This is a genomic window from Micromonospora cathayae, assembly GCF_028993575.1.
In the GTDB taxonomy this organism is placed as follows: domain Bacteria; phylum Actinomycetota; class Actinomycetes; order Mycobacteriales; family Micromonosporaceae; genus Micromonospora; species Micromonospora cathayae.
In genome coordinates, this window is record NZ_CP118615.1 from 2,380,383 (window position 1) to 2,400,191 (window position 19,809).

17 protein-coding genes and 1 tRNA gene are annotated in these 19,809 nt (G+C 73.3%); 9 read left to right on the plus strand and 9 right to left on the minus strand.

Going from position 1 to position 19,809, the window contains the following annotated elements; all coding sequences use genetic code 11:
- Positions 1-13: 13 nt before the first annotated feature.
- A complete protein-coding gene (locus PVK37_RS11030) occupies positions 14-1,219 on the minus strand; it encodes an RNA-guided endonuclease InsQ/TnpB family protein (RefSeq protein ID WP_275033756.1) in 1,206 nt (401 codons plus the stop codon).
- Between the two features lie 155 nt (positions 1,220-1,374).
- Here PVK37_RS11030 and PVK37_RS11035 point away from each other — a divergent pair, with 155 nt between their 5' ends.
- From PVK37_RS11035 to PVK37_RS11050, 4 genes are all read left to right on the plus strand, one after another.
- Positions 1,375-2,382 carry an AAA family ATPase gene (locus PVK37_RS11035; RefSeq protein ID WP_275033758.1) on the plus strand — a complete coding sequence of 336 codons (1,008 nt, stop codon included), beginning with the start codon at positions 1,375-1,377 and terminating at the stop codon, positions 2,380-2,382.
- Positions 2,379-3,755 carry a DUF58 domain-containing protein gene (locus tag PVK37_RS11040; RefSeq protein WP_275033759.1) on the plus strand — a complete coding sequence of 459 codons (1,377 nt, stop codon included), beginning with the start codon at positions 2,379-2,381 and terminating at the stop codon, positions 3,753-3,755. Before PVK37_RS11035 ends, PVK37_RS11040 begins: the two co-directional genes overlap by 4 nt.
- A gap of 114 nt (positions 3,756-3,869) precedes the next feature.
- On the plus strand, positions 3,870-4,430 hold the full coding sequence (locus tag PVK37_RS11045) for a hypothetical protein (RefSeq protein WP_275033760.1): 561 nt from the start codon (positions 3,870-3,872) through the stop codon (positions 4,428-4,430).
- Positions 4,431-4,532: 102 nt separating this feature from the next.
- A complete protein-coding gene (locus tag PVK37_RS11050) occupies positions 4,533-5,894 on the plus strand; it encodes an NAD(P)/FAD-dependent oxidoreductase (RefSeq protein ID WP_275033761.1) in 1,362 nt (453 codons plus the stop codon).
- A 106-nt stretch (positions 5,895-6,000) separates the two neighbouring features.
- Here PVK37_RS11050 and PVK37_RS11055 read toward each other — a convergent pair whose 3' ends face one another.
- Positions 6,001-7,992 (minus strand): hypothetical protein, encoded by a 1,992-nt coding sequence (locus PVK37_RS11055; protein WP_275033762.1) that lies wholly within the window; start codon positions 7,990-7,992, stop codon positions 6,001-6,003.
- A 103-nt stretch (positions 7,993-8,095) separates the two neighbouring features.
- Between PVK37_RS11055 and PVK37_RS11060 the strand changes: the two genes are divergently transcribed.
- The 3 genes from PVK37_RS11060 (at position 8,096) to PVK37_RS11070 (ending at position 9,582) form a co-directional block, all read left to right on the plus strand.
- A tRNA-Leu gene (locus PVK37_RS11060) sits at positions 8,096-8,176 on the plus strand.
- Positions 8,177-8,284: 108 nt separating this feature from the next.
- The gene (locus PVK37_RS11065) at positions 8,285-9,115 is read left to right on the plus strand and encodes a Bax inhibitor-1/YccA family protein (RefSeq protein WP_275033763.1); all 831 of its coding nucleotides are present in this window, start codon (positions 8,285-8,287) and stop codon (positions 9,113-9,115) included.
- Between the two features lie 173 nt (positions 9,116-9,288).
- A complete protein-coding gene (locus PVK37_RS11070; RefSeq protein ID WP_275035082.1) occupies positions 9,289-9,582 on the plus strand; it encodes a hypothetical protein in 294 nt (97 codons plus the stop codon).
- Positions 9,583-9,636: 54 nt separating this feature from the next.
- On the opposite strand, the gene PVK37_RS11075 is transcribed toward PVK37_RS11070, so the two are convergent.
- The 3 genes from PVK37_RS11075 to PVK37_RS11085 are packed head-to-tail and all read right to left on the minus strand — an operon-like array spanning position 9,637 to position 12,865.
- Positions 9,637-10,899 (minus strand): acetyl-CoA C-acetyltransferase, encoded by a 1,263-nt coding sequence (locus PVK37_RS11075; RefSeq protein ID WP_275033764.1) that lies wholly within the window; start codon positions 10,897-10,899, stop codon positions 9,637-9,639.
- Between the two features lie 56 nt (positions 10,900-10,955).
- On the minus strand, positions 10,956-11,753 hold the full coding sequence (locus PVK37_RS11080; protein ID WP_275033765.1) for an SGNH/GDSL hydrolase family protein: 798 nt from the start codon (positions 11,751-11,753) through the stop codon (positions 10,956-10,958).
- A complete protein-coding gene (locus PVK37_RS11085; protein WP_275033766.1) occupies positions 11,750-12,865 on the minus strand; it encodes an SGNH/GDSL hydrolase family protein in 1,116 nt (371 codons plus the stop codon). Before PVK37_RS11085 ends, PVK37_RS11080 begins: the two co-directional genes overlap by 4 nt.
- Before the next feature lie 244 nt (positions 12,866-13,109).
- Between PVK37_RS11085 and PVK37_RS11090 the strand changes: the two genes are divergently transcribed.
- Both PVK37_RS11090 and PVK37_RS11095 read left to right on the plus strand, forming a co-directional pair.
- The gene (locus tag PVK37_RS11090; RefSeq protein ID WP_275033767.1) at positions 13,110-13,466 is read left to right on the plus strand and encodes a YkvA family protein; all 357 of its coding nucleotides are present in this window, start codon (positions 13,110-13,112) and stop codon (positions 13,464-13,466) included.
- Between the two features lie 77 nt (positions 13,467-13,543).
- Positions 13,544-14,914, plus strand: a complete 1,371-nt coding sequence (locus PVK37_RS11095) for a cystathionine beta-synthase (RefSeq protein ID WP_275033768.1) — start codon at positions 13,544-13,546, stop codon at positions 14,912-14,914.
- A gap of 10 nt (positions 14,915-14,924) precedes the next feature.
- On the opposite strand, the gene PVK37_RS11100 is transcribed toward PVK37_RS11095, so the two are convergent.
- From PVK37_RS11100 to ngg, 4 genes are all read right to left on the minus strand, one after another.
- The gene (locus PVK37_RS11100; RefSeq protein ID WP_275033769.1) at positions 14,925-15,488 is read right to left on the minus strand and encodes a GNAT family N-acetyltransferase; all 564 of its coding nucleotides are present in this window, start codon (positions 15,486-15,488) and stop codon (positions 14,925-14,927) included.
- Positions 15,485-16,417, minus strand: coding sequence for a ribonuclease Z (locus PVK37_RS11105; RefSeq protein WP_275033770.1), 933 nt, complete (start codon positions 16,415-16,417; stop codon positions 15,485-15,487). Before PVK37_RS11105 ends, PVK37_RS11100 begins: the two co-directional genes overlap by 4 nt.
- Before the next feature lie 324 nt (positions 16,418-16,741).
- On the minus strand, positions 16,742-17,929 hold the full coding sequence (locus PVK37_RS11110) for an osmoprotectant NAGGN system M42 family peptidase (RefSeq protein ID WP_275033771.1): 1,188 nt from the start codon (positions 17,927-17,929) through the stop codon (positions 16,742-16,744).
- 4 nt (positions 17,930-17,933) lie between these two features.
- A complete protein-coding gene (gene ngg / locus PVK37_RS11115; RefSeq protein ID WP_275033772.1) occupies positions 17,934-19,808 on the minus strand; it encodes an N-acetylglutaminylglutamine synthetase in 1,875 nt (624 codons plus the stop codon).
- Position 19,809 lies beyond the last annotated feature (1 nt).

Genomic DNA, 19,809 nt, shown 5'->3' on the forward strand with positions numbered 1-19,809 from the left:
TTCCTCCCCACGCCTAAAGGCGGGGGATTCCAGCGGTCACCCGCTGGGTTTCCTGCTTCACCGACGACCGCCCCGTCCGGGCATCCACCCGTTGGGGTCTTACACCGCCTCCACAGGCAATCACGGAGAGCCCCTCCGCGAGAATGTTGCGGGCCGCGTTGACGTCCCGGTCGTGGCTCATGCCGCACGGGCACGTCCACGACCGGACATTCAGCGGCATCCGCTGCGCGAGCGCGCCACAGGCCGAGCACACCTTGGACGACGGGAACCAGCGGTCCACGACCACCACGTCGCGGCCATGCCAGTCGGCCTTGTACTCCAGCAGGGTGCGGAACTGTCGCCACGCGGCGTCGCTGATAGCGCGGGCCAGAGAGTGATTCTTGACCATGTTGCGCACGGTCAGGTCCTCGATCACGATCGTTTGGTTCTCACGAACGAGTCGAGTGGTCAGTTTGTGCAGGTGGTCCCGCCTACGGTCGGTGATCCGGGCGTGGACGCGGGCGACCTTGAGCCGGGCCTTGGCGCGGTTCGCGGATCCCGTCTCCTTCTTCGCCAGGTTCCGTTGCGCTTTGGCGAGGGCGGCCCGGTCCCGCCGCTCATGCCTCGGGTTGGTGATCTTCTCGCCGGTGGAAAGGGTGAGCAGACTGTCGAGGCCGGCGTCGACCCCGACCTGCCCGGTGGCCGGGGTCTGCTCGATCACGTCGTCGCAGAGCAGGGACACGAACCAGCGTCCCGCACTGTCCTGGGAAACGGTCACCGTGGACGGTGTCGCACCCCGCGGCAGCGGACGCGACCACACGATGTCCAACGGCGCGGTCATCTTCGCCAGGGTCAGCCGGCCGTCGCGGTACCGGAACCCGCTGGTGGTGTACTCCGCCGACCGGCGGGACTTCTTCTTGCTCTTGAACGTCGGGTATCGGGCGCGTTTGGCAAAGAAGTTCGTGAACGCGACTTGCAGGTGCCGCAACGTCTGTTGGAGCGGGACCGACGACACGTCGTTGAGGAACGCCAGCTCGTCGGTCTTCTTCCACCCGGTCAGCATCGTACTGGTGGCGTTGTAGTTGACCCGTTCCTGGCGCAGCGTCCACGCCTCGGTCCGGGCCGCCAGGGCCATGTTGTAGACCAGACGGACACACCCGAACGTCCGGGCAAGCTCGGCAGCCTGTTCCGCGGTCGGGTAGAAGCGGTACTTGAACGCCCGCTTCACCGCCCTGGACATGGCTCACAGTTTATCAGGCCAGTTAGTAAGACCTGCGGGGGTGTGCGGGTAGACGTCTATCCGCCTTGGCGGCGGATCGACTTTCCTTCTCCTGCGCCCCAGGGGTTCCGTTTCCTCCCCACGGCTAAAGCCGGGGGTTTCCACGGAGGTTTTCGATGAAGGACGTGGACCGGACCGTCAAGCCCGCCGAGGTCGGTCACCTGGCCCGGACGGTGCTGGAGGCGGTCGGCTCGGTCGTGGTCGGCAAACGCGACGCGCTGGAGCTGGTCCTCGCCGGCATCCTGGCCGGCGGGCACGTCCTGCTGGAGGACCTGCCCGGCCTGGGCAAGACCCTCACCGCCCGGTCCTTCGCGCAGGCCCTCGGGCTGGACTTCCGCCGGTTGCAGTTCACCCCGGACCTGCTCCCCGCCGACGTCACCGGCTCGTTCCTGTACGACCAGCGCGGCGGCGACTTCAGCTTCCGGGCCGGCCCGGTCTTCACCAACCTGCTGCTCGCCGACGAGATCAACCGGACCCCGCCGAAGACCCAGTCCGCGCTGCTGGAGGCGATGCAGGAGAAGCAGGTCTCCGTCGAGGGCGTCACCTACCGGCTGGACGAGCCGTTCCACGTGCTCGCCACCGCCAACCCGATCGAGTACGAGGGCACGTACCCGCTGCCCGAGGCGCAACTCGACCGCTTCCTGCTCCGGGTCTCGTTCGGCTACCCGGAACGCGAGGAGGAGTGGGAGGTGCTGCGGCGACGGATGTCCCGCCGCCGGGAGGAGGCCGAACTCAAGCCGGTCGTGGACGCGGCCACCCTGCGCGGGATGCAGGCCGCGCTGGAGGACGTGGTGGTCGAGGATTCCGTCGGCCGGTACATCGTCGAGCTGGCCGCGGCCACCCGGGAACACCCGTCGGTGCTGGTCGGGGCCTCGCCGCGCGGGTCGCTGGCGCTGCTGCTGCTGGCCCGCGCCCGGGCCGTCCTCGCCGGCCGGGACTACGTGGTGCCGGAGGACGTCAAGCACGTCGCGGTGCCCGCCCTGGCGCACCGGATCACGCTCCGGCCGGAGATGTGGCTGCGCCGGGTCGACCCGTCCTTCGTGGTCGGTGAGGTCCTCGACGCCACGCCCGCCCCGGCCAGCGGCGCGCTGCCCAGCTACGCCGGCGGTCAGGCGGGGCGGTGACCGGTACGTCTGCCGTGTCGTCGCCGGAACCGGACGCCCCGTCGGGCTGGGTGCCCACCTGGGCGCTCGGCCGGGCGGTGCTGCTCACCGGGCTGCTCCTGGTGGCCGGGGTGGTGCTCGGCCGGGTCGACCTGGTGGTGCTGGCCGCCCCGTTCGCGCTCGGTACCGCGTACGCCCTGCGCCGCCGGCCAGCCGGCACGCCGGAGCTGTGGACGGGCGCGGCCGAGGGGCACCTGGTCGAGGGCGGCGAGCTGGCCGGGTCGGTGACCGTCGGCAACCCGGACCGGATCGGCTACGACCTGGTGGTGGTCCGGACCCGGGTGTCGCCGTGGCTGCGGGTCGAGCGGTCCGGTCTCGCCGGCCAGGAGCTGCGCGAGGGCCCGCTCGACCGGCCGTTCGCGACCGCCGTCCCGGCCGGCTCCGCGGTGGACCTGACCCTGGCCGGCACCGCGCTGCGCTGGGGGCGGCACGGGATCGGCCCGGCCGGCGCGCGGGCCGCCGCCGCCGACGGCCTGCTGGTCTCCCGCGCGGTGATCACCGAACCGACCCGGGTCACCGTGTACCCAAAGACCGAGCCGTTCGAGGCGGTGGAGGCGATGCCCCGGGCCGCCGGCCTGGTCGGCGCGCACCATTCGCGCCGGCCGGGGGAGGGCGGCGAACTGGCCGGGGTGCGGGTCTTCATGCCCGGTGACCGGCTGCGCCGGATCGACTGGCGGGTCTCGTTGCGGGCGAAGCAACTGCACGTCGCCGCCACGCTCTCCGACCGGGACGCCGAGGTGGTGCTGCTGCTCGACGTACTGGCCGAGGCGGGCCGCTCCGGCGGGATCGAGGGCACCGCGTCGGTGCTGGACACCACGGTCCGGGCCGCCGCCGCGATCGGCGAGCACTACCTGCACCGGGGCGACCGGGTGTCGATGCTGGAGTTCGGGCCGACCGCCCGCCGGCTGCGTCCGGCCACCGGCCGCCGGCAGTACCTGACGGTGCTGGAGTGGCTGCTCGACGTCCGGGCCGAGTCCTGGCCGGACGAGGACGACGACCAGGTCTTCGGGCCGCAACTGCTCTCCTCGGACGCGCTGGTGGTGGTGCTGACCCCGCTGCTGGAGGAACGGTCCGCGCAGATGCTCGCCCAGCTCGCCCGGTCCGGCCGGTTCGTGGTGGCGGTGGACACCCTTCCCGCCGATCTGCCGCCGCCGACCGGGCGCGGCTGGGCCGAGGTGGCGTTCCGGCTCTGGCGACTGGACCGGGACGTGATGATCGAGCAGTTGCGCGAGCACGGCGTACCGGTGGTGCAGTGGGCCGGCGCCGGCAGCCTGGACCAGGTGCTCCGGGACGTGGCCCGGCTCGCCACGGCCCCTAGGGCGGGTGCCCGGTGAGCGCGAGGAACGCAGCGCAGCGGAGTCCCGCAGTCGCGAACGGAAGGCGGCTCCGGTGAGCGCGAGGAACGTGGCGCAGCGGAGTCCCGCAGTCGCGAACGGAAGGCTGGCCCGATGAAGGTGGTCGTGCGGCGGGTGGAGGCGGCCCGGTACGCGGTGCGTCGGGTGACCCTGTTGCCGCTGCTGGTCCGGGTCGGCGTGTTCCTGACCGTGCTGACCGGTTTCGCGGTGGCCTACCCGATGGCCGTCTGGACCGGCCAGGCGCTGCTGGCGCTGCTGGTCACCGCGCTGCTCCCGGCGCTGGGGCCCCGCCGGTACTGGCCCACGTTCGCCGCCCTGGTCACGGTCGGCGGCTGGCTGTACGCCACCTTCGGTCAGGGCCAGTCGATCGCGCTGTGGCGGCTGCTGCTGCTGACCGCGCTGCTCTACCTCGGGCACACCCTGTGCGCGCTGGCCGCGCTGTTGCCGTACGACGCGGTGGTCGACCCGGACCTGGTGCTGCGCTGGCTGGCCCGGGCAGCGGGGGTGTTGCTGGTCACGTGGGTGCTGGGCGTGCTGCTGCTCACGGTCGGCGGGGTCGGCGGCGACCGGGGCATGCTGGCGGTGACCATCGGCGGCCTGGCGGTGGCGGTGCTGGTGAGCGCGTTGCTGGGGTGGCTGCTGCGGCGTCGGTGAAACCTGGCGGTAACCAAGGTCGTGCAGGTCACAGGGGGTGCTCCGTCACAGAGAAGGGCTGCGCGGGGGATTAGGCGGAGCCGCCGGGGAAAGATAGAAGACGTGAATCCGAAGCGGATCCTTGTGGTAGGTGCCGGGCATGTCGGGCTTTACGCCGCCCTGCGCCTGTCGAAGAAGCTGAGCTCCCGTGAGGCTGAGGTCGTCGTCGTCGACCCGCAGCCGCACATGACTTACCAGCCCTTCCTCCCGGAAGCGGCGGCCGGCAACATCTCTCCCCGGCACAGTGTGGTGCCGCTGCGGCGGGAGTTGCGTAAGTGCACCATCGTCGCGGGTGCGGTGACGCGGATCGACCACTCCCGCAAGACCGCGACGGTCCAGCCGATCACCGGCCCGGTGCGCGAGATCCGGTACGACCACGTGGTGGTCGCCCCCGGTTCGGTGTCCCGGACCCTGCCGATCCCCGGCCTGCACGAGCACGGCATCGGGTTCAAGACCATCGGCGAGGCCATCTACCTGCGTAACCACGTTCTCGACCGGCTCGACGTGGCGGCGGCGACCACCGATCCGGCGGTTCGTCGTTCCGCGCTGACCTTCGTCTTCGTCGGCGGCGGGTACGCCGGCATCGAGGCGCTGGCCGAGATGGAGGACATGGCCCGGGACGCGCTCAAGTACTACCCGGAGCTGAGCCCGGACGACATGCGCTGGGTGCTGGTCGAGGCGACCCAGCGGGTGCTGCCCGAGGTGGACCGGGACATGGGCGCGTACACGGTGCAGCAGCTCCTCAAGCGGAACATGGACATCCGGCTGGACACCCGCCTGGAGTCCTGCGTCGACGGGGTGGTGAAGCTCTCCGACGGTGACAGCTTCCGCTCCGACACCATCGTCTGGACCGCCGGCGTGAAGCCGTCGCCGCTGCTGGACGCCACCGACTTCCCCCGCGACGAGCGGCGTCGGGTCACCTGCCTGCCCACCCTCCAGGTGGTCGACGGGGACCGGGTGGTCGACGGCGCGTGGAGCGCCGGTGACTGCGCCGCCGTGCCGGACCTGACCGGCCCGCCCGGGACGTACTGCTCGCCGAGTGCCCAGCACGCCGTGCGGCAGGCCGCCCGGATGGCCGACAACATCAGGGCCGTGATCCGGGGGCAGGAGCCGGTCAACTACCGGCACAAGCACGCCGGCAGCGTGGCCAGCCTCGGCCTGCACAAGGGCGTCGCCCAGGTGTACGGGATCAAGATGACCGGTTGGCCGGCGTGGTTCATGCACCGGACGTACCACATGAGCCGGATCCCGTCGCTCAACCGCAAGGTGCGGGTGGTGGTCGACTGGACGCTGGCCTTCTTCCTCCGCCGTGAGGTGGTCGCGCTCGGGCAGCTCCACGACCCGCGCGAGGAGTTCGCCGAGGCGTCCCAACCGCCGCAGCCGCCGCAGCAGCAGCCGGTGGGCGCGGGCAGCCGCGCCGCCTGAGTACTCCACGCGGTCACCACCGCGCTCAGCACCACGCGGTGGTGACCGCACGGCACCACCTTGTTGCCGCCGGGCCCGGCAGCTGCCGACGAGCCGCCGGGCCGGGTCAGACCCGCCAGATCCAGGCGTCGGCGACCCGGGTGGCCGGTCCGAAGAGCTGCTCCAGGGTGCTCCGTAGTGCCGTCGCGTGCCGCTCGTCCTCGGCCAGCACCACGCAGGACGCCCGCCAGAACGCGACGTCCCGGGCGGCCTGCTGCCGTTGGCCGTCGGTGACGTTCGCCGGTACGCCGCCGCGGGCCACCTCGGCCAGCAGCGCCGAGGTGGGCTGCTTGTAGGTGCCCATCGCCGCCGTCCCGTTCCGCCCGTACGAGCCGATGAAGAAGCCCTCGGGCAGCGCGAATCCGGCGTCGGCGGCCACCGCCCAGCGCATCGGCCAGGGTTCCTTCGGGGTGGGCGCGGGCACCGGCACCAGCGTCCCGCCGGGGCGTACGCAGTCCCGCCAGTGGCCGGCGGTGATGAACTCCGGCACCGGCGCCCGGCCCTCGGTGGGCAGCGGGGTCGGCAGCGTCGGCAGCAGTGCCAGCCCGACGGCGGCCGGGACGACCAGCCGCAGTCGGCCGCCGCCCCGCCAGGCCCGGTCCACCGCCAGCACCAGCACCGTGGCGAGCAGCGGGAGTACCGCCAGCGCGAACCGCATCGGCAGCGCGCCGTCCACCACCGGCACCCCGAGCAGCAGCCGGAACGGGCCGGGGACGGCGGTGCGTTCGCCGTCGACCACCACGTCCGGCCCGAGCGACAGCGCGCCCATCACCAGCGCGCCGGCCACGCAGGCGATCACCAGGGGGCGGTGCCCCCACGTCCCGCCCGCCGGTCGGCTGCCCCGGTCCCCGCCGCCCGGCCGGACGGCCGTCGGGTCGGCGGCGCTCAACCAGACCGCGCAGGCCGCGCCGACCAGCAGGAGCGGCCAGCCCAGGAAGGCGTTGTACTCGGCCGGGCCGGTGGTGAGCCGGGCCGCCGCGTCGTCGCCGGCCACCGACAGCGGGGAGAACGTCCACCAGCTCGTCAGATCGGCCGAGAAGTAGTACGGACTGAACATGCCGTCGGCGACGCCCTGCGGCCCGGCGAACTGGAACCACAGCGGGTAGGCGAGCGCGACCAGGGCGAGCCCGGTGGCGAGCAGCATCCCGGCGGCGAATCCGGGGAACGCCCGGCGGGCCAGCGCCCGGTCGGCGGCGGCGTACGCGACGGTCATCACCGCCAGCGTCAGCGCGGCCAGGAACAGGGTCTCCTCGCCCACGAACACCTGCGCGGCCACCACCACGGCCAACCCGACGGCCGCGGTGACCAACCGTCGGTCCGGGCCGGTGCCAGCCCCGGCCCGCCCCCGGTCCCGGCCGGTGGCCGCGTCGGCCCGGTCCCGGCCGGCGGGCTGGCCCCTGGTCGGTTGCTGCCGGCGGCCCGGGTAGGCCGGGTCGGCGGCCCGCAGCAGCCGTACCACCAACCAGACGATCACCGGGACCAGCCACTGCGCGGTCATGTGCAGGTGCGCGTTGGTCTGCGAGACGATGCCCGGCCCGAAGCCGCACAACCCGGCCCCGAGTCCGGCGGCGAGCCGGCCCGCGCCGAGCAGCCGGACGTAGAGCAGGTACCAGGCGATCGCCGTGCCGGCCAGGTTGAGCGCGGCGAGCAGGGCGAAGGTGGTCGGCGCACCGGCCAGCAGGGTGACCGGGGCGAGGAGCACACCGAGCAAGATGACCGTGGTGTTGGCCATCAGGTTGACCCCGTCGGGGGCGTTGAGCCGGTCGCTGAGCAGGCTGAAGTCACCGAGCAGGGCCCGTGAGTCGACGGCCAGGAACCACTCGTACAGCGTCTGGTCCTGTGGGTTGAGGGCCAGCACCCGACCGGCCGGGTCCGGCCAGAGCCCGTGCGTGAGCACCCCGGCGAAGGCCAGGAAACCCAGCCCGACCAGCAGGTCCGCCCGGTGCCGGCGGGCGGCGGCGACGAGCCGGGTCCGCCGGTCGCCGGCCCCCGTCGGGACCGCCGGGGTGGCGTCCCGGTCGAGGTCGGGCTCCTGACCAGTACGGGCTGCGCTGCTCACGGCCTCGACCCTAGTGCCGCAGGGGTGACGGGGTACGCCGGGTTCGGCGAGACCGGTTACGGTGACACTGCACCGCGCGTGTCGACGCGCCGGTGCGTCACCCGCCCGGGTGGTGGAACGGCAGACACGGCCGCCTTAAAAGCGGCTGCCGCAAGGCGTGCGGGTTCGACCCCCGCCCCGGGCACGAGACTCTCAGCTTCCCTTCAGCCTGGTGATCACCACGTCCCGGGCCATGAGGTTTACCCTGGAAGGGCACGTTCACCGTGCATCGACCCCCTGAGGGAGGCTGAAAGTGAAGACCTCGAACCCGGTGCTCGCCCGGCTCGGCCAGGCGGCCGAGCGGGAGCGGGCGGCCGGGTACGCCCCGACCGGGCCGTACGGACAGCCCGGATACCCGCAGCAGTACCCGGGTGCGGGCTACCCGGCGGCTCCCGGCTACCCGGCCGCGCCGCCCACCGTTACCCCGATGTCGCTGGACGACGTCGTGGTCAAGACCGTCATGCTGCTCGCCATCACCGGAGCCTCGGCCGCGGCGGCGTGGGTGCTGGTGCCCGACGCCCTGGTCGGTGTCGCCTGGATCGGCGCCGCCATCGTCGGCCTGGCGCTCGGCCTGATCATCTCGTTCTCCCGGATGGCGAACCCGGCGCTCGTCGTCACGTACGCCGTCGTCGAGGGCGTCTTCGTCGGCATGGTCAGCAAGGCCTTCGAGTCGCTGTACCAAGGCATCGTGCTCCAGGCGGTGACCGCCACCTTCGGGGTGTTCTTCCTGATGGCGGTCCTCTACAAGGCCAAGGTCATCCGGGCCACCCCGAAGTTCGTCCGCGGCATGATCGCGGTGATGGTCGGCCTCTTCGCGGTGATGCTGATCAACCTGGTGCTGGCGCTGTTCGGCATCAACACCGGGCTCCGGGACGGCAGCCCGCTGGCCATCGGGTTCAGCCTGGTCTGCATCGTGGTCGCCGCGCTCAGCTTCATCCTGAGCTTCCACGAGGTCGAGGAGGGCGTCCGGATGGGGCTGCCCCAGCGGTACTCGTGGACGGCGGCGTTCGGCATCCTGGTCAGCCTGATCTGGCTCTACATCGAGATCCTGCGCCTGCTGAGCTACTTCCAGGGCGACGACTGACCCGTCGCCTGACCGGTACGCCCGTCCCCGCCGTCGCGGGGGCGGGCGCCCGTCTTTCCGGGCCCGTTCCGGGTTTCACCGGGGACGTCGACGCGCGGCGGCGGTTCCGTAGACTCACGCCGGTGAGCGCAACCGTGGCCGACAGATCCCCTGCCGACGAGCTGGCGCGGGCGGTGGAGCTGCTGGTCAACCAGGTCGGGCACTGGCAGGCGGCCCGCTGGGCGGCGCCGGCCGCCGGTAGCGACGTCCCCCGGGCCGCCCTGGTGCACCGGCTGGTGCAGGAGGTCGCCGACCTGGCCGCCGGGGCCGAGGGGCAGCCCCGCCGGGAGGTACCCCGGCTCGACAACGACCTGGCCCTGCCCGACCAGCTACGGGTGGTCGCCGCCGATCTGGCCGCTGCCCGGCCGGCGTCGGCGGCCGTGGTCCGGGCCGCCGCCGAGGTGACGGCGACCCGGCAGGCACTCTGACCCCCGCGCCGCCTCCTGAGCCGGTACGCGCCGGCTCAGGAGAGGAACCGGCGCTCAGGAGAGGCGTTCGAGGACCATCGCCATGCCCTGACCGCCGCCGACACACATGGTCTCCAGGCCGATGCTCTTGTCGTGCCACTCCAGGGCGTTGAGCAGGGTGCCGGTGATCCGGGCCCCGGTCATGCCGAACGGGTGGCCGACGGCGATCGCCCCGCCCATCACGTTCAGCTTCTCCAGCGGGATGTCGAGCTGCCGGTAGGAGGGGATCACCTGGGCGGCGAACGCCTCGTTGATCTCCACCAGGTCGACGTCGTCGATGGTCATGCCGGCCCGCTTCAGCGCCTGCCGGGACGCCTCGACCGGACCGAGCCCCATGATCTCCGGGGAGAGGGCGGTGACCCCGGTGGAGACGATCCGGGCCAGCGGCGTGATGCCCAGCTCGCGGGCCCGCTGGGCGCTCATGATCACCACGGCGGCGGCCCCGTCGTTCAGCGGGCAGCAGTTGCCGGCGGTGATCCGGCCGTCCGGGCGGAACACCGGCTTGAGCCCGGCCACCCCCTCCAGGGTCACCCCGGCACGCGGACCGTCGTCGGTGCTGACCACGGTGCCGTCCGGGGTGGTGACCGGGGTGATCTCGCGGGCCCAGAAGCCGTCCGTGATCGCCTTCTCGGCGAGGTTCTGGCTGCGTACCCCGAACTCGTCCATGTCGGCGCGGGTCACGTCGTACGCCTGGGCCAGGTTCTCCGCGGTCTGCCCCATGGCCAGGTAGATGTCGGGCAGCTCGCCGGCCGCGCGCGGGTCGGTCCACACCGCCGCGCCGCCCTCGGCGCGCCGGGCCGACCGGGCCCGCGCCTCGGCGAACCGCGGATTCTCCCAGCCGCCGCCGACCAGTTCCTGCGCCTCCGGCGGCAGGGCGTCGGAGTTGCCCCGCGCGTACCGGGACACGCACTCCACCCCGGCGGAGACGAACACGTCCCCCTCGCCGGCCCGGATCGCGTGCATCGCCATCCGGGTGGTCTGCAACGACGAGGCACAGTACCGGGTCAGCGTCGCGCCGGGCACGGTGTCCAACCCGAGCAGGGTGGTGACCACCCGGGCCATGTTGAAGCCCTGCTCGCCGCCGGGCAGCCCACAGCCCAGGTACAGGTCGTCGATCTCGGTCGGGTCGAGCTGCGGGACCTTGTCCAGCGCGGCCCGGACGATGGTCGCGGCGAGATCGTCCGGGCGGACGTCACGCAGCGAACCCTTGTGTGCCCGGCCGATGGGGGAGCGGGCGGTGGCGACGATGACGGCGTCGCGGGACGACTCAGACGACATGAACCAACGTTAACCCCCGGCTGACCTGCCCCGGAAGCCGGGCGGACCGGGTGTGATCAGCGCGAGGAGGCGACCGACGCGGCGGCGGCGACCGCCGGGAGCAGGGCGTGCGCCCAGACCCGGTACCCGTCGGCGGAGGGGTGGAACCCGTCGTGGCAGAGCGTGCCCGCGTCGGCCCGGAAGACCGGGCCGGTCTCGGCGGCGAGATCCACCACCGTGCCGCCGGCCTCCAGCACCGCCACGGTCTGCGCCCGGGCCGTCCGCCGGCCGACCCAACCGACCACCTGCCGCAGCGGCGGGGCGATCGCCCGGACCGCGCCCAGGTCGGGGCAGGTGCCGACGACGACCTCCACGTCGGCGTCGCGGAGCCGGCGGACCGCGCCGCCCAGGTACGCGCCGGTGTCAGCCGGCCGGCGCATGCTGGTCGCGTCGTTGGCCCCGATCAGGATCACCGCCACGTCCGGACGGTCCCCGAGCAGGGCGCGGGCCACCTGGGTGGCCAGGTCGGTGGAGCGGGACCCGGAGACCCCGACGCTGGACAGGTGCACCCGGCGACCGGTGGGGCCCTCGGCGAGCAGGTTGGCGAGCTGGCCGCCCACCGTGTCACCGAAGTGCGCCACCCCGACGCCGAGGGCGGCGGCGTCACCGAGCAGCACCAGCCGCAGCGGGGCGGCACCGACCCGGCCGACGGTCGCGCGCAGCGCCAGGCCGAGTTCGGGTTGCGCGTACCGGCGGTTACGGGCGACGAAGGCCTCTCCGGCGAGGACGGCGGCCCCGCCGACCGTGCCGGCCAGCAGGGAGAGGGCCGCGGCCCGACCCAGGCGGGCCGCCAGCTCGGTGTTCCGCTCGCTCATGTTCGTCCTTCCACTGGAGTCCCGGTGCCGGTGGGTGAACCGGTCGCGCCGCCCTGGGCCGGTGTCGTCGGGGTGACGGGGGCGGACGGCGTGGCGGCGGCGTGCGGTGGCAGCGCGCCGACCGCGACGAAGGCCCGCCGGCGCAACTGCGCCCAGCGGCCCTGTGGGCCACGGTCCCGCCCGCTGACCTGGGTGCCGCTGACTTCGGTACCCGGGTTCCGGGCCGCCTCCTGCGCGGCCTGCGGCAGGGAACGGACGCCCTCGCCCCGGGTCAGCGTGCGGCGCTCCTGGCCGGTGCCGAGCGCCGACAGGACCGTCGGCAGCAGCGCGGACGCGGCCATCGCGTACCCCTCGGCGGAGGGGTGGAACCGGTCCCAGGCGAACATCCGGCCCGGCTCGGCCGCGAACCGGGGGCCGAGCAGGTCGCCGAGGGAGACCGTCCAGCCGCCGGCCTCGACCACCGCGACCGTCTGGGCGGCGGCGAGCTGCCGGCCCCAGCGTCGGGCCAGCCAGCGCAGCGGCGGCTGGATCGGTTGGATGGTGCCCAGGTCCGGGCAGGTGCCGACGACCACCTCGCAGCCGGCCGCCCGCAGCGCCCGGACCGCGTCGACCAGGTAGCGGACCGCGACGGCCTGCGGGGTGCGGTTGGTGACGTCGTTGCCGCCGATCAGGATGACCGCGACGTCGGGCTGCTGCTCCAGAGCCGCTTCGACCTGCGGTTTCAAGCCGGCCGACAGGCTGCCGACCACGGCGAACCGGCGCAGCCGCACCGGCCGGTGCAGGCGGCGGGACAGGCCGGTGGCGAGCAGCGCGCCGGGTGTCTCCCGGCGTCGGTGCACCCCGTACCCGGCGGCGGAGGAGTCACCGAGAACGACCATCGTGAGCGGTGCGCCGGGCAGCTTCGCGCCGTAGACACCGTCGCAGCGGGGCGGCGGGGCCTCGGCCATCGGGATCGTCCGGCGGGCCTGCTTGGCCTGGCCGAGCAGGACGCCGGTGGTGGTGGCGAAGGCAGCCGCGGTGGCCCCCGCGCCGATCGCCGCGAAGCGGGCGACCTGCCGGGCACGCCGCCGGGGCGTACCGGTCGGTACGACGGAGCCAGCCACCACCTCCATACAGCCGACAGTACCGCGCGGGGACGACACGTCGCTGTCCTCGTTCCGGGCGGTCGGTGCCTGATCGACGACCGTTCTGGGTACGTCCGGGGTGGATCCCGCCGGGTCCGCCGGCGTCGATCCACCGTCGCGGCACCACCGGCCCGGGCGGCGGCAGCGGCAGGTGGCCCGCGCCGGGCCGCCGGGGCCGGTGGCGGTGGTTGCGTCGACCCGGCACGCTTGTCGCGGAGAGAGGGGCACTGACATGGCGAGGACGTTGAAGCGGACGGCGGCGTTCACCGCGCTGGCCAGGGCGATGATGGCCGGCGCGCGGGGCGGTCCGTCCCTGGGCGCCCGGCTGGCGGCCCTGCCCCGGATGGTCCGGGCCACCGCGCGCGGCGAGTACGACGGCGGGCTCCGGCTGGCCATGATGACCGCGGCCACCGCGTACGTGGTCTCCCCGGTCGACTTCGTGCCGGAACTCTTCCTGGCCCTCTTCGGGCTGGTCGACGACGCCGTGATGATCACCTGGCTCGCCGGCAGCGTGCTGGCCGAGACGGAGCGCTTCCTGGAGTGGGAGGCGGGTCGCGCGTCCGTGGTCCCCGGGCATGTGATGCCCTGAGGGCACGTACCCTGAGCGCGTCGACCAACCGTCTGCCCGGCGCCGCTGCCGGCACCGGAGGAGAAGGGCACACCCAGGTGCAGTACTACGACAACGTCGTCGAGCTGATCGGCAACACCCCGCTGGTCAAGCTGCGCAACGTGACCGCCGGCATCCAGGCCACCGTGCTGGCGAAGGTGGAGTACCTCAACCCCGGCGGCTCGGTGAAGGACCGGATCGCCCTACGGATGGTGGAGGACGCCGAGAAGGCCGGCATCCTGAAGCCGGGCGGCACCATCGTCGAGCCGACCAGCGGCAACACCGGGGTCGGGCTGGCCCTGGTGGCCCAGCTCAAGGGCTACCGGTGCGTGTTCGTCTGCCCGGACAAGGTCAGCCAGGACAAGCAGGACGTGCTGCGGGCGTACGGGGCCGAGGTGGTGGTCTGCCCGACGGCGGTCGCCCCGGAGGACCCCCGCTCCTACTACAACGTCTCCGACCGGCTGGCCCGGGAGATCCCCGGCGCGTGGAAGCCCGACCAGTACAGCAACCCGGCCAACCCGCGTTCGCACTACGAGCAGACCGGCCCGGAGCTGTGGAAGCAGACCGGTGGCGGGCTGACCCACTTCGTGGCCGGGGTGGGCACCGGCGGCACCATCTCCGGCATCGGGCGGTACCTCAAGGAGGCGTCCGACGGCCGGGTGAAGGTGGTCGGCGCGGACCCGGAGGGCTCGGTCTACTCCGGCGGCACCGGTCGGCCGTACCTGGTCGAGGGGGTCGGCGAGGACTTCTGGCCCGAGACGTACGACCGGTCGATCGCCGACCAGATCGTCGAGGTGTCCGACAAGGCGTCGTTCGAGATGACCCGGCGGCTGGCCCGCGAGGAGGGGCTGCTGGTCGGCGGCTCCTGCGGGATGGCCGTGGTCGCCGCCCTCGAGGTGGCCCGCGCCGCCGGCCCGGACGACGTGGTCGTGGTGCTGCTGCCGGACAGCGGCAAGGGTTACCTGTCGAAGATCTTCAACGACTCCTGGATGGCCCGGTACGGCTTCCTGGACAACTCCGGCGCGGAGCCGACGGTGGCCGACGCCCTCGCCGGCAAGCCGGGCGGCCTGCCCGAGCTGGTGCACGTCCACCCGACCGAGACGGTCCGGGACGCCATCGACTACATGCGCGAGTACGGCGTCTCGCAGCTTCCGGTGCTCAAGGCCGAGCCGCCGGTGGTGACCGGTGAGGTGGCCGGCTCGATCGCCGAGAAGGACCTGCTGGACGCGCTCTTCACCGGGCAGGCCCACCTGCACGACACCATCGAGCGGCACATGGCCGAGCCGCTGCCGATGGTGGGCGGTGGGCAGCCGGTCAGCGAGGCGGTCGCCCTGCTGGAGAAGTCCGACGCCGCTCTGGTGCTGGTCGACGGCAAGCCCAAGGGTGTGCTCACCCGGCAGGACCTGCTCGCCCACCTCGGCGCCCGCTGACCGGGGCCGCTCAGCCCTCCGGTGACGGGTCGACGCGATCCGTCACCGGGGGTACGCCCAGCTCGCGGGCGTAGCGCAGCTGCGGGACGAGGACCGGGCCGATCTGGTCGTCGCGTACGTCGCCGGTGGCCGTCCAGCCGCCGCGCTCGTAGAAGCGGCGGGCGTGGACGTTGTCGCGGAGCACCCAGAGGGTGGCCCGGGTACGCCCCCAGGAGCGCATGGTGTCCAGCGCGTCGACCATCAGCACCCGGCCGGTGCCCCGGCCCTGCTCGGCGGGGTCGAGGTGGATGGCGCGCAGCATCGCCGCCGTCGGGTCGACCACGCCGTCCAGTTCGTCCGGGCCGAGGTAGGTGAAGCCGACCAGCCGGCCGTCCCGTTCGGCGACGGTCATCAGGTGGTCGTCACGCTCGTACGTCCAGCGTTGCGTCCAGTATTCGCCCATCATCTCCGGGGTGGGCTGGGCCAGCGCCTCCGGCGGCAGGAACGAGGCGTACGCGGCCACCCGGGAGCGCTGGTGCAGCGCACCGACCGCCCGCAGGTCGTCGGCGACGGCGTGGCGGAGGGTGAGCGTCATCCGGCCGAGGGTACCCGCCGGGGCGGCACCGCGACGGTGCCCAGGTCCTCGGCGACCACCAGCTCACCGGTGAAGTGCTCACGGGCCTCGGCGGCGAACCGGGTGGTGTCGGCGTACCGCTGGGAGAAGTGGGTGAGCACCAGCCGGCGTACCCCGGACTCGGCCGCGACCCGGGCGGCCTGGGCGGCGGTGAGGTGCCCGACGTCGGCGGCGAGCGCGGCCTCCGACGACAGGAAGGTCGACTCGATAACCAGCAGGTCGGCGTGCTCGGCGAGCGCGTACACGGCGTCGCAGAGGCCGGTGTCCATCACGAAGGCGAACCGCTGGCCCGGTCGCGGCTCGCTGACCTCGTCGACGTGCACCCGACGCCCGTCGAGGTCCAGGTGGCCGGCCCGGCGCAGCTCGCCGACGGCCGGGCCGGCGATGCCGTACCCGGCCAGCCGCTCGGGGAGCATCCGGCAGCCGTCCGGCTCGACCACCTGGTAGCCGTACGTCTCGATGGGGTGCCGGAGCCGGCGGGCGGTGAGGGTGTGGCCGCCGCGCAGCGTGATCCGCTGGCCGTCGGCGGCGACCGGTTCGGGACGCAGCTCGGCGGTCTCGTGGAAGCTGGTGGCGTACCGGAGCCGGGCGAAGTACTCGGCGCCGGAGGCCGGGAAGTGCACCGCCACCGGGTGCGGCACCCGGTCCAGCGAGAGCCGCTGGACGATGCCGGGCAGGCCGAGGCTGTGGTCGCCGTGGAAGTGGGTGACGCAGATCCGGGTGAGGTCGGTGGCGGTGACCGTGGTGTGCAGCAGCTGCCGTTGGCTGCCCTCGCCCGGGTCGAAGAGGATCACCTCGTCGTCCCAGCGCAGCACGTACCCGTTGTGGTTGCGTCGCCGGGTCGGGGTCTGGCTGGCGGTGCCCAGCACCGTCAGCTCGCGCGTCGACACGGCGTACCCCCTCCGGACATGGGTCGACCCCCGGGGCTTCCGCGCTGACGCGCGGACCGGCTGGACTGGGCCGGCACCCCGGGGGTCGGGTGGCTGTTCTGGATTCGCCGCACCGCTGCCACACGGTCTCGACGATCTTTCTGGTGTCCGCCCTGGTGGACGGACGGTCGACTGTCAAGGACAGCGGCTAGCGGACAGCCACCTCACGAGTCCGATAACTACACAAAGCTTCGGATCACCTCCCTTCCCGTGTACCGCCACGCTATCTACTACCCGACAGCGTCGGCAACGGTTTTTGACCACATCGTGGCGGCCGGACCGGGCTCAGTCGGCGATGCCGATCGGGCCCTCGCGCGGCCCCTCCGGGGAGGCCGGCTGCACCGACAGCGACGGGAAATCGGCCAGGGTGCCCTCGGGTTCGGCGTCCCACTCCGGGAAGACCAGGTCGCTCTGGAGGTACAGGCAGAGCAACTGGGTCAGGTGCCGCAGCCCGTCCAGGTGGGTGCGCTCGTGGCCGTGGGTGGCGTCCACCCCGAAACCGAGCAGCGCCACCCGGGCGTGCGCGCCCGCCTCGACCGCCGCCGCCACGTCCGAGCGGTAGTAGTCGAAGACGTCCCGGACCAGGTCGACGCCGTGCTCGACGGCGATCGAGGCCAGGTTGCGGGTCAGGTGGTAGTCGAACGGGCCGACCCCGTCACCCATCGCCAGGGTGGCCGCGTTCTCCCGGGACTGCTGGCCCGGGGCGACCACCGCCGCGTCCACCGAGACGATCTCCGCGACGTCCGGGTCGAGGCCGTGGCTGGCCCCGTGCCCGATCTCCTCGGTGACGGTGACCAGCAGGTGCGCGCTGACCCGGGGCTTGATCCCGGCGTCGACCATCGCCTTCAGCGCGGTCAGCACCGCCGCCACGCCGGCCTTGTCGTCCAGGTGGCGGGACTTGACGTACCCGCTGGGGGTGATCGTCGGGTTGGGCAGGAACGCCACGAAGTCGCCCGCGTCGATGCCGAGCGCGCGCAGCCCGGCGATGTCCTCGACCGGTTCGTCGACGCGTACCTCGACCTGCTCCCAGCCGACGCCCTGGAGGTCGACGTCGTCGTTGTAGCGGTGCCCGCTGGCCTTGAGCGGCAGCACCTGGCCGGTGACCACCCGGTCCAGGTCGTCGGTGAAGATCCGGACGTGCGCCCCCTCGGCGAACCGGGCGCTGTGCGTACCGATCGACTTCAGCTCCAGCCGGCCGTTCTCCTTCAGCCGCTTCACCATCCCGCCGATGGTGTCGGTGTGCACCACGATGGCCCGGTCCGCCCCGGTCTCCCGGGGCCCTGTCAGGCAGGCGCTGAGCGCCCCCCGCCGGGTCAGCGTGGAGGTGATGCCGAGGGCGGAGAGCCGCTCGCCGACGTACTGCTGCACGTGGTCGGTACGCCCGGACGGGCTGGGGATCTCCAACAGCTCCAGCAGCACCTGCCGGAGGTAGTCCAGGTCGAGCGGGAGTGGAACGGGACGGGCTTCGGTCATGTGGTCAGGATGCCGCACCCGCCGGGGACCAGAGACGTTGCGGTGCCCGGGTGCCGGGGAAGAGCAGGTCGACGAAGCGTTCCGCGGTCGGCTGCGGCTCGTGGTTGGCCAGCCCCGGCCGCTCGTTCGCCTCGATGAACACGTGCTCCGGCTGGTCCGGCGCGACGACCAGCAGGTCCAGCCCGGTGACCGGGATGTCCAGCGCCCGGCTGGCCGTCACGCACGCCTCGGCGATCTCCGGGTGCAGCTCCCCGGTCACGTCGTGGATGGTGCCGCCGGTGTGCAGGTTGGCGGTCCGCCGGACGGCCAGCACCGTCCCCTCCGGGAGTACGTCGTGCAGCTCGTAGCCGGCCTCGGCGACCACCTCGCGGGTCATGTCGTCCACCGGGATGCGGGACTCGCCCCCGGTGGCGGCGGCCCGGCGGCGGCTCTGCCGCTCGATCAGCTCGGCGATGTCGTGCACCCCGTCGCCGACGATCGAGGCCGGCCGACGCACCGCCGCCGCCACCACCTCGTGGTCGATCACGACCACCCGCAGGTCCTCGCCGGCACGCAACTCCTCGATCAGCACGTCCGGGCAGTACCGGCGGGCCAGCTCGACGGCGGTCCGCAGCGCCTCCGGGGTGCGTACCCCGACGGTGATCCCGTTGCCCTGCTCGCCCCGGGCCGGCTTCACCACCACGGCGCCCAGTTCGGCGAGGAACGCCTCGTCCGCGTCGTCACCGGTGGCGGCGCGGCCCCGGGGCACGCTCAGCCCGGCCTCGGTGAGGATCCGCCGGGTGACCCGCTTGTCGTCGCAGCGGCTCATCGCCACCGCCGAGGTCAGCTCGGACAACGACTCGCGGGTCAGGATGGTCCGCCCGCCGCTGGTCAACCGCAGCTCACCCCAGGCCGGGTCGGTGATCTCCACCCGGATGCCCCGGCGCATCGCCTCGTCGGCCACGATCCGGGCGTACGGGTTGAGCTGGTCGTACCCGGCGGGCAGCGAGGGCAGGAACAGCCGCTCGTTGATCGGGTTCTTCCGCTTCACGCAGAGCGTGGCGGTCCGGTAGAAGCCCAGCCGCTCGTAGAGCCGGATCGCGCCGACGTTCTCGGCCAGCACGGACAGGTCCACGAAAGCCCGGCCCCGGTCGGTGAGCCGGGCCGCCAGCTCGGTCAGCAGGGCCTGCCCGGTGCCGGGTGGCGCGGTGTTGAAGTCCACGGTCAGGCACCACAGGCTCGCGCCGTTCTCCGGGTCGGCGAAGACCTCGACGTGGTCCACGCCGGTGATCGTGCCGACGATCTCCCCGGTGCTCGACTCGGCCACCAGGTGCAGGAAACGCGGGGTGGCGGCGTTGGCGACCAGCACGTCCACCGGCGCGGTGACCATGCCGTTGGCGGCGTAGATCCGGTTCACCGCGTCCGCGTCTGCGGCGTCGCGGAGCTGACGGATCCGCAGGCCGGGCAGGTCACCGCCGGTGTCGCCGGCCGCCTCGCCGCCGATCGGGCCCCGCCCACCGGCCACGTCCGGGCTCAGCGGCAGCCGGTAGGTCAGCGACGGGTCGATGAACAGTTCGTCGTGCAGCCGGGACACCAGCACGTGCGGGTCGCGCAGGTAGATGCAGATGTCCCGGGAGCCGGCCGCCTCGGACCGCAGCACGTCGGCGACGGCTGCCGGGTCCCGGAACGTCTGGCCGAAGACCAGCCGCCCCCACCCGCAGTCGAGCACCACGTCGGTGCCGCCGGCCGGTCGGGTCTCCGCGTCCGGGTCGGTCGAGGTGCCGCCGGGCTCGCCGGGGGCGACCGGGTCGCCGCCCGGCCCCACCCGCTCCCGTCGCCGGGCGATCCGGGCCCGCTGACCGTCGGTCAGGGCCGTGCCGGTGGCCAGGGTCTCGGTCACG

Coding starts and splice junctions, on each gene's coding strand:
- PVK37_RS11030 (WP_275033756.1), bottom strand. CDS start 1,219: ATGTCCAGGGCGGTGAAGCGGGCGTTCAAGTACCGCTTCTACCCGACC.
- PVK37_RS11035 (WP_275033758.1), top strand. CDS start 1,375: ATGAAGGACGTGGACCGGACCGTCAAGCCCGCCGAGGTCGGTCACCTG.
- PVK37_RS11045 (WP_275033760.1), top strand. CDS start 3,870: ATGAAGGTGGTCGTGCGGCGGGTGGAGGCGGCCCGGTACGCGGTGCGT.
- PVK37_RS11075 (WP_275033764.1), bottom strand. CDS start 10,899: ATGTCGTCTGAGTCGTCCCGCGACGCCGTCATCGTCGCCACCGCCCGC.
- PVK37_RS11080 (WP_275033765.1), bottom strand. CDS start 11,753: ATGAGCGAGCGGAACACCGAGCTGGCGGCCCGCCTGGGTCGGGCCGCG.
- PVK37_RS11085 (WP_275033766.1), bottom strand. CDS start 12,865: ATGGAGGTGGTGGCTGGCTCCGTCGTACCGACCGGTACGCCCCGGCGG.
- PVK37_RS11090 (WP_275033767.1), top strand. CDS start 13,110: ATGGCGAGGACGTTGAAGCGGACGGCGGCGTTCACCGCGCTGGCCAGG.
- PVK37_RS11100 (WP_275033769.1), bottom strand. CDS start 15,488: ATGACGCTCACCCTCCGCCACGCCGTCGCCGACGACCTGCGGGCGGTC.
- PVK37_RS11110 (WP_275033771.1), bottom strand. CDS start 17,929: ATGACCGAAGCCCGTCCCGTTCCACTCCCGCTCGACCTGGACTACCTC.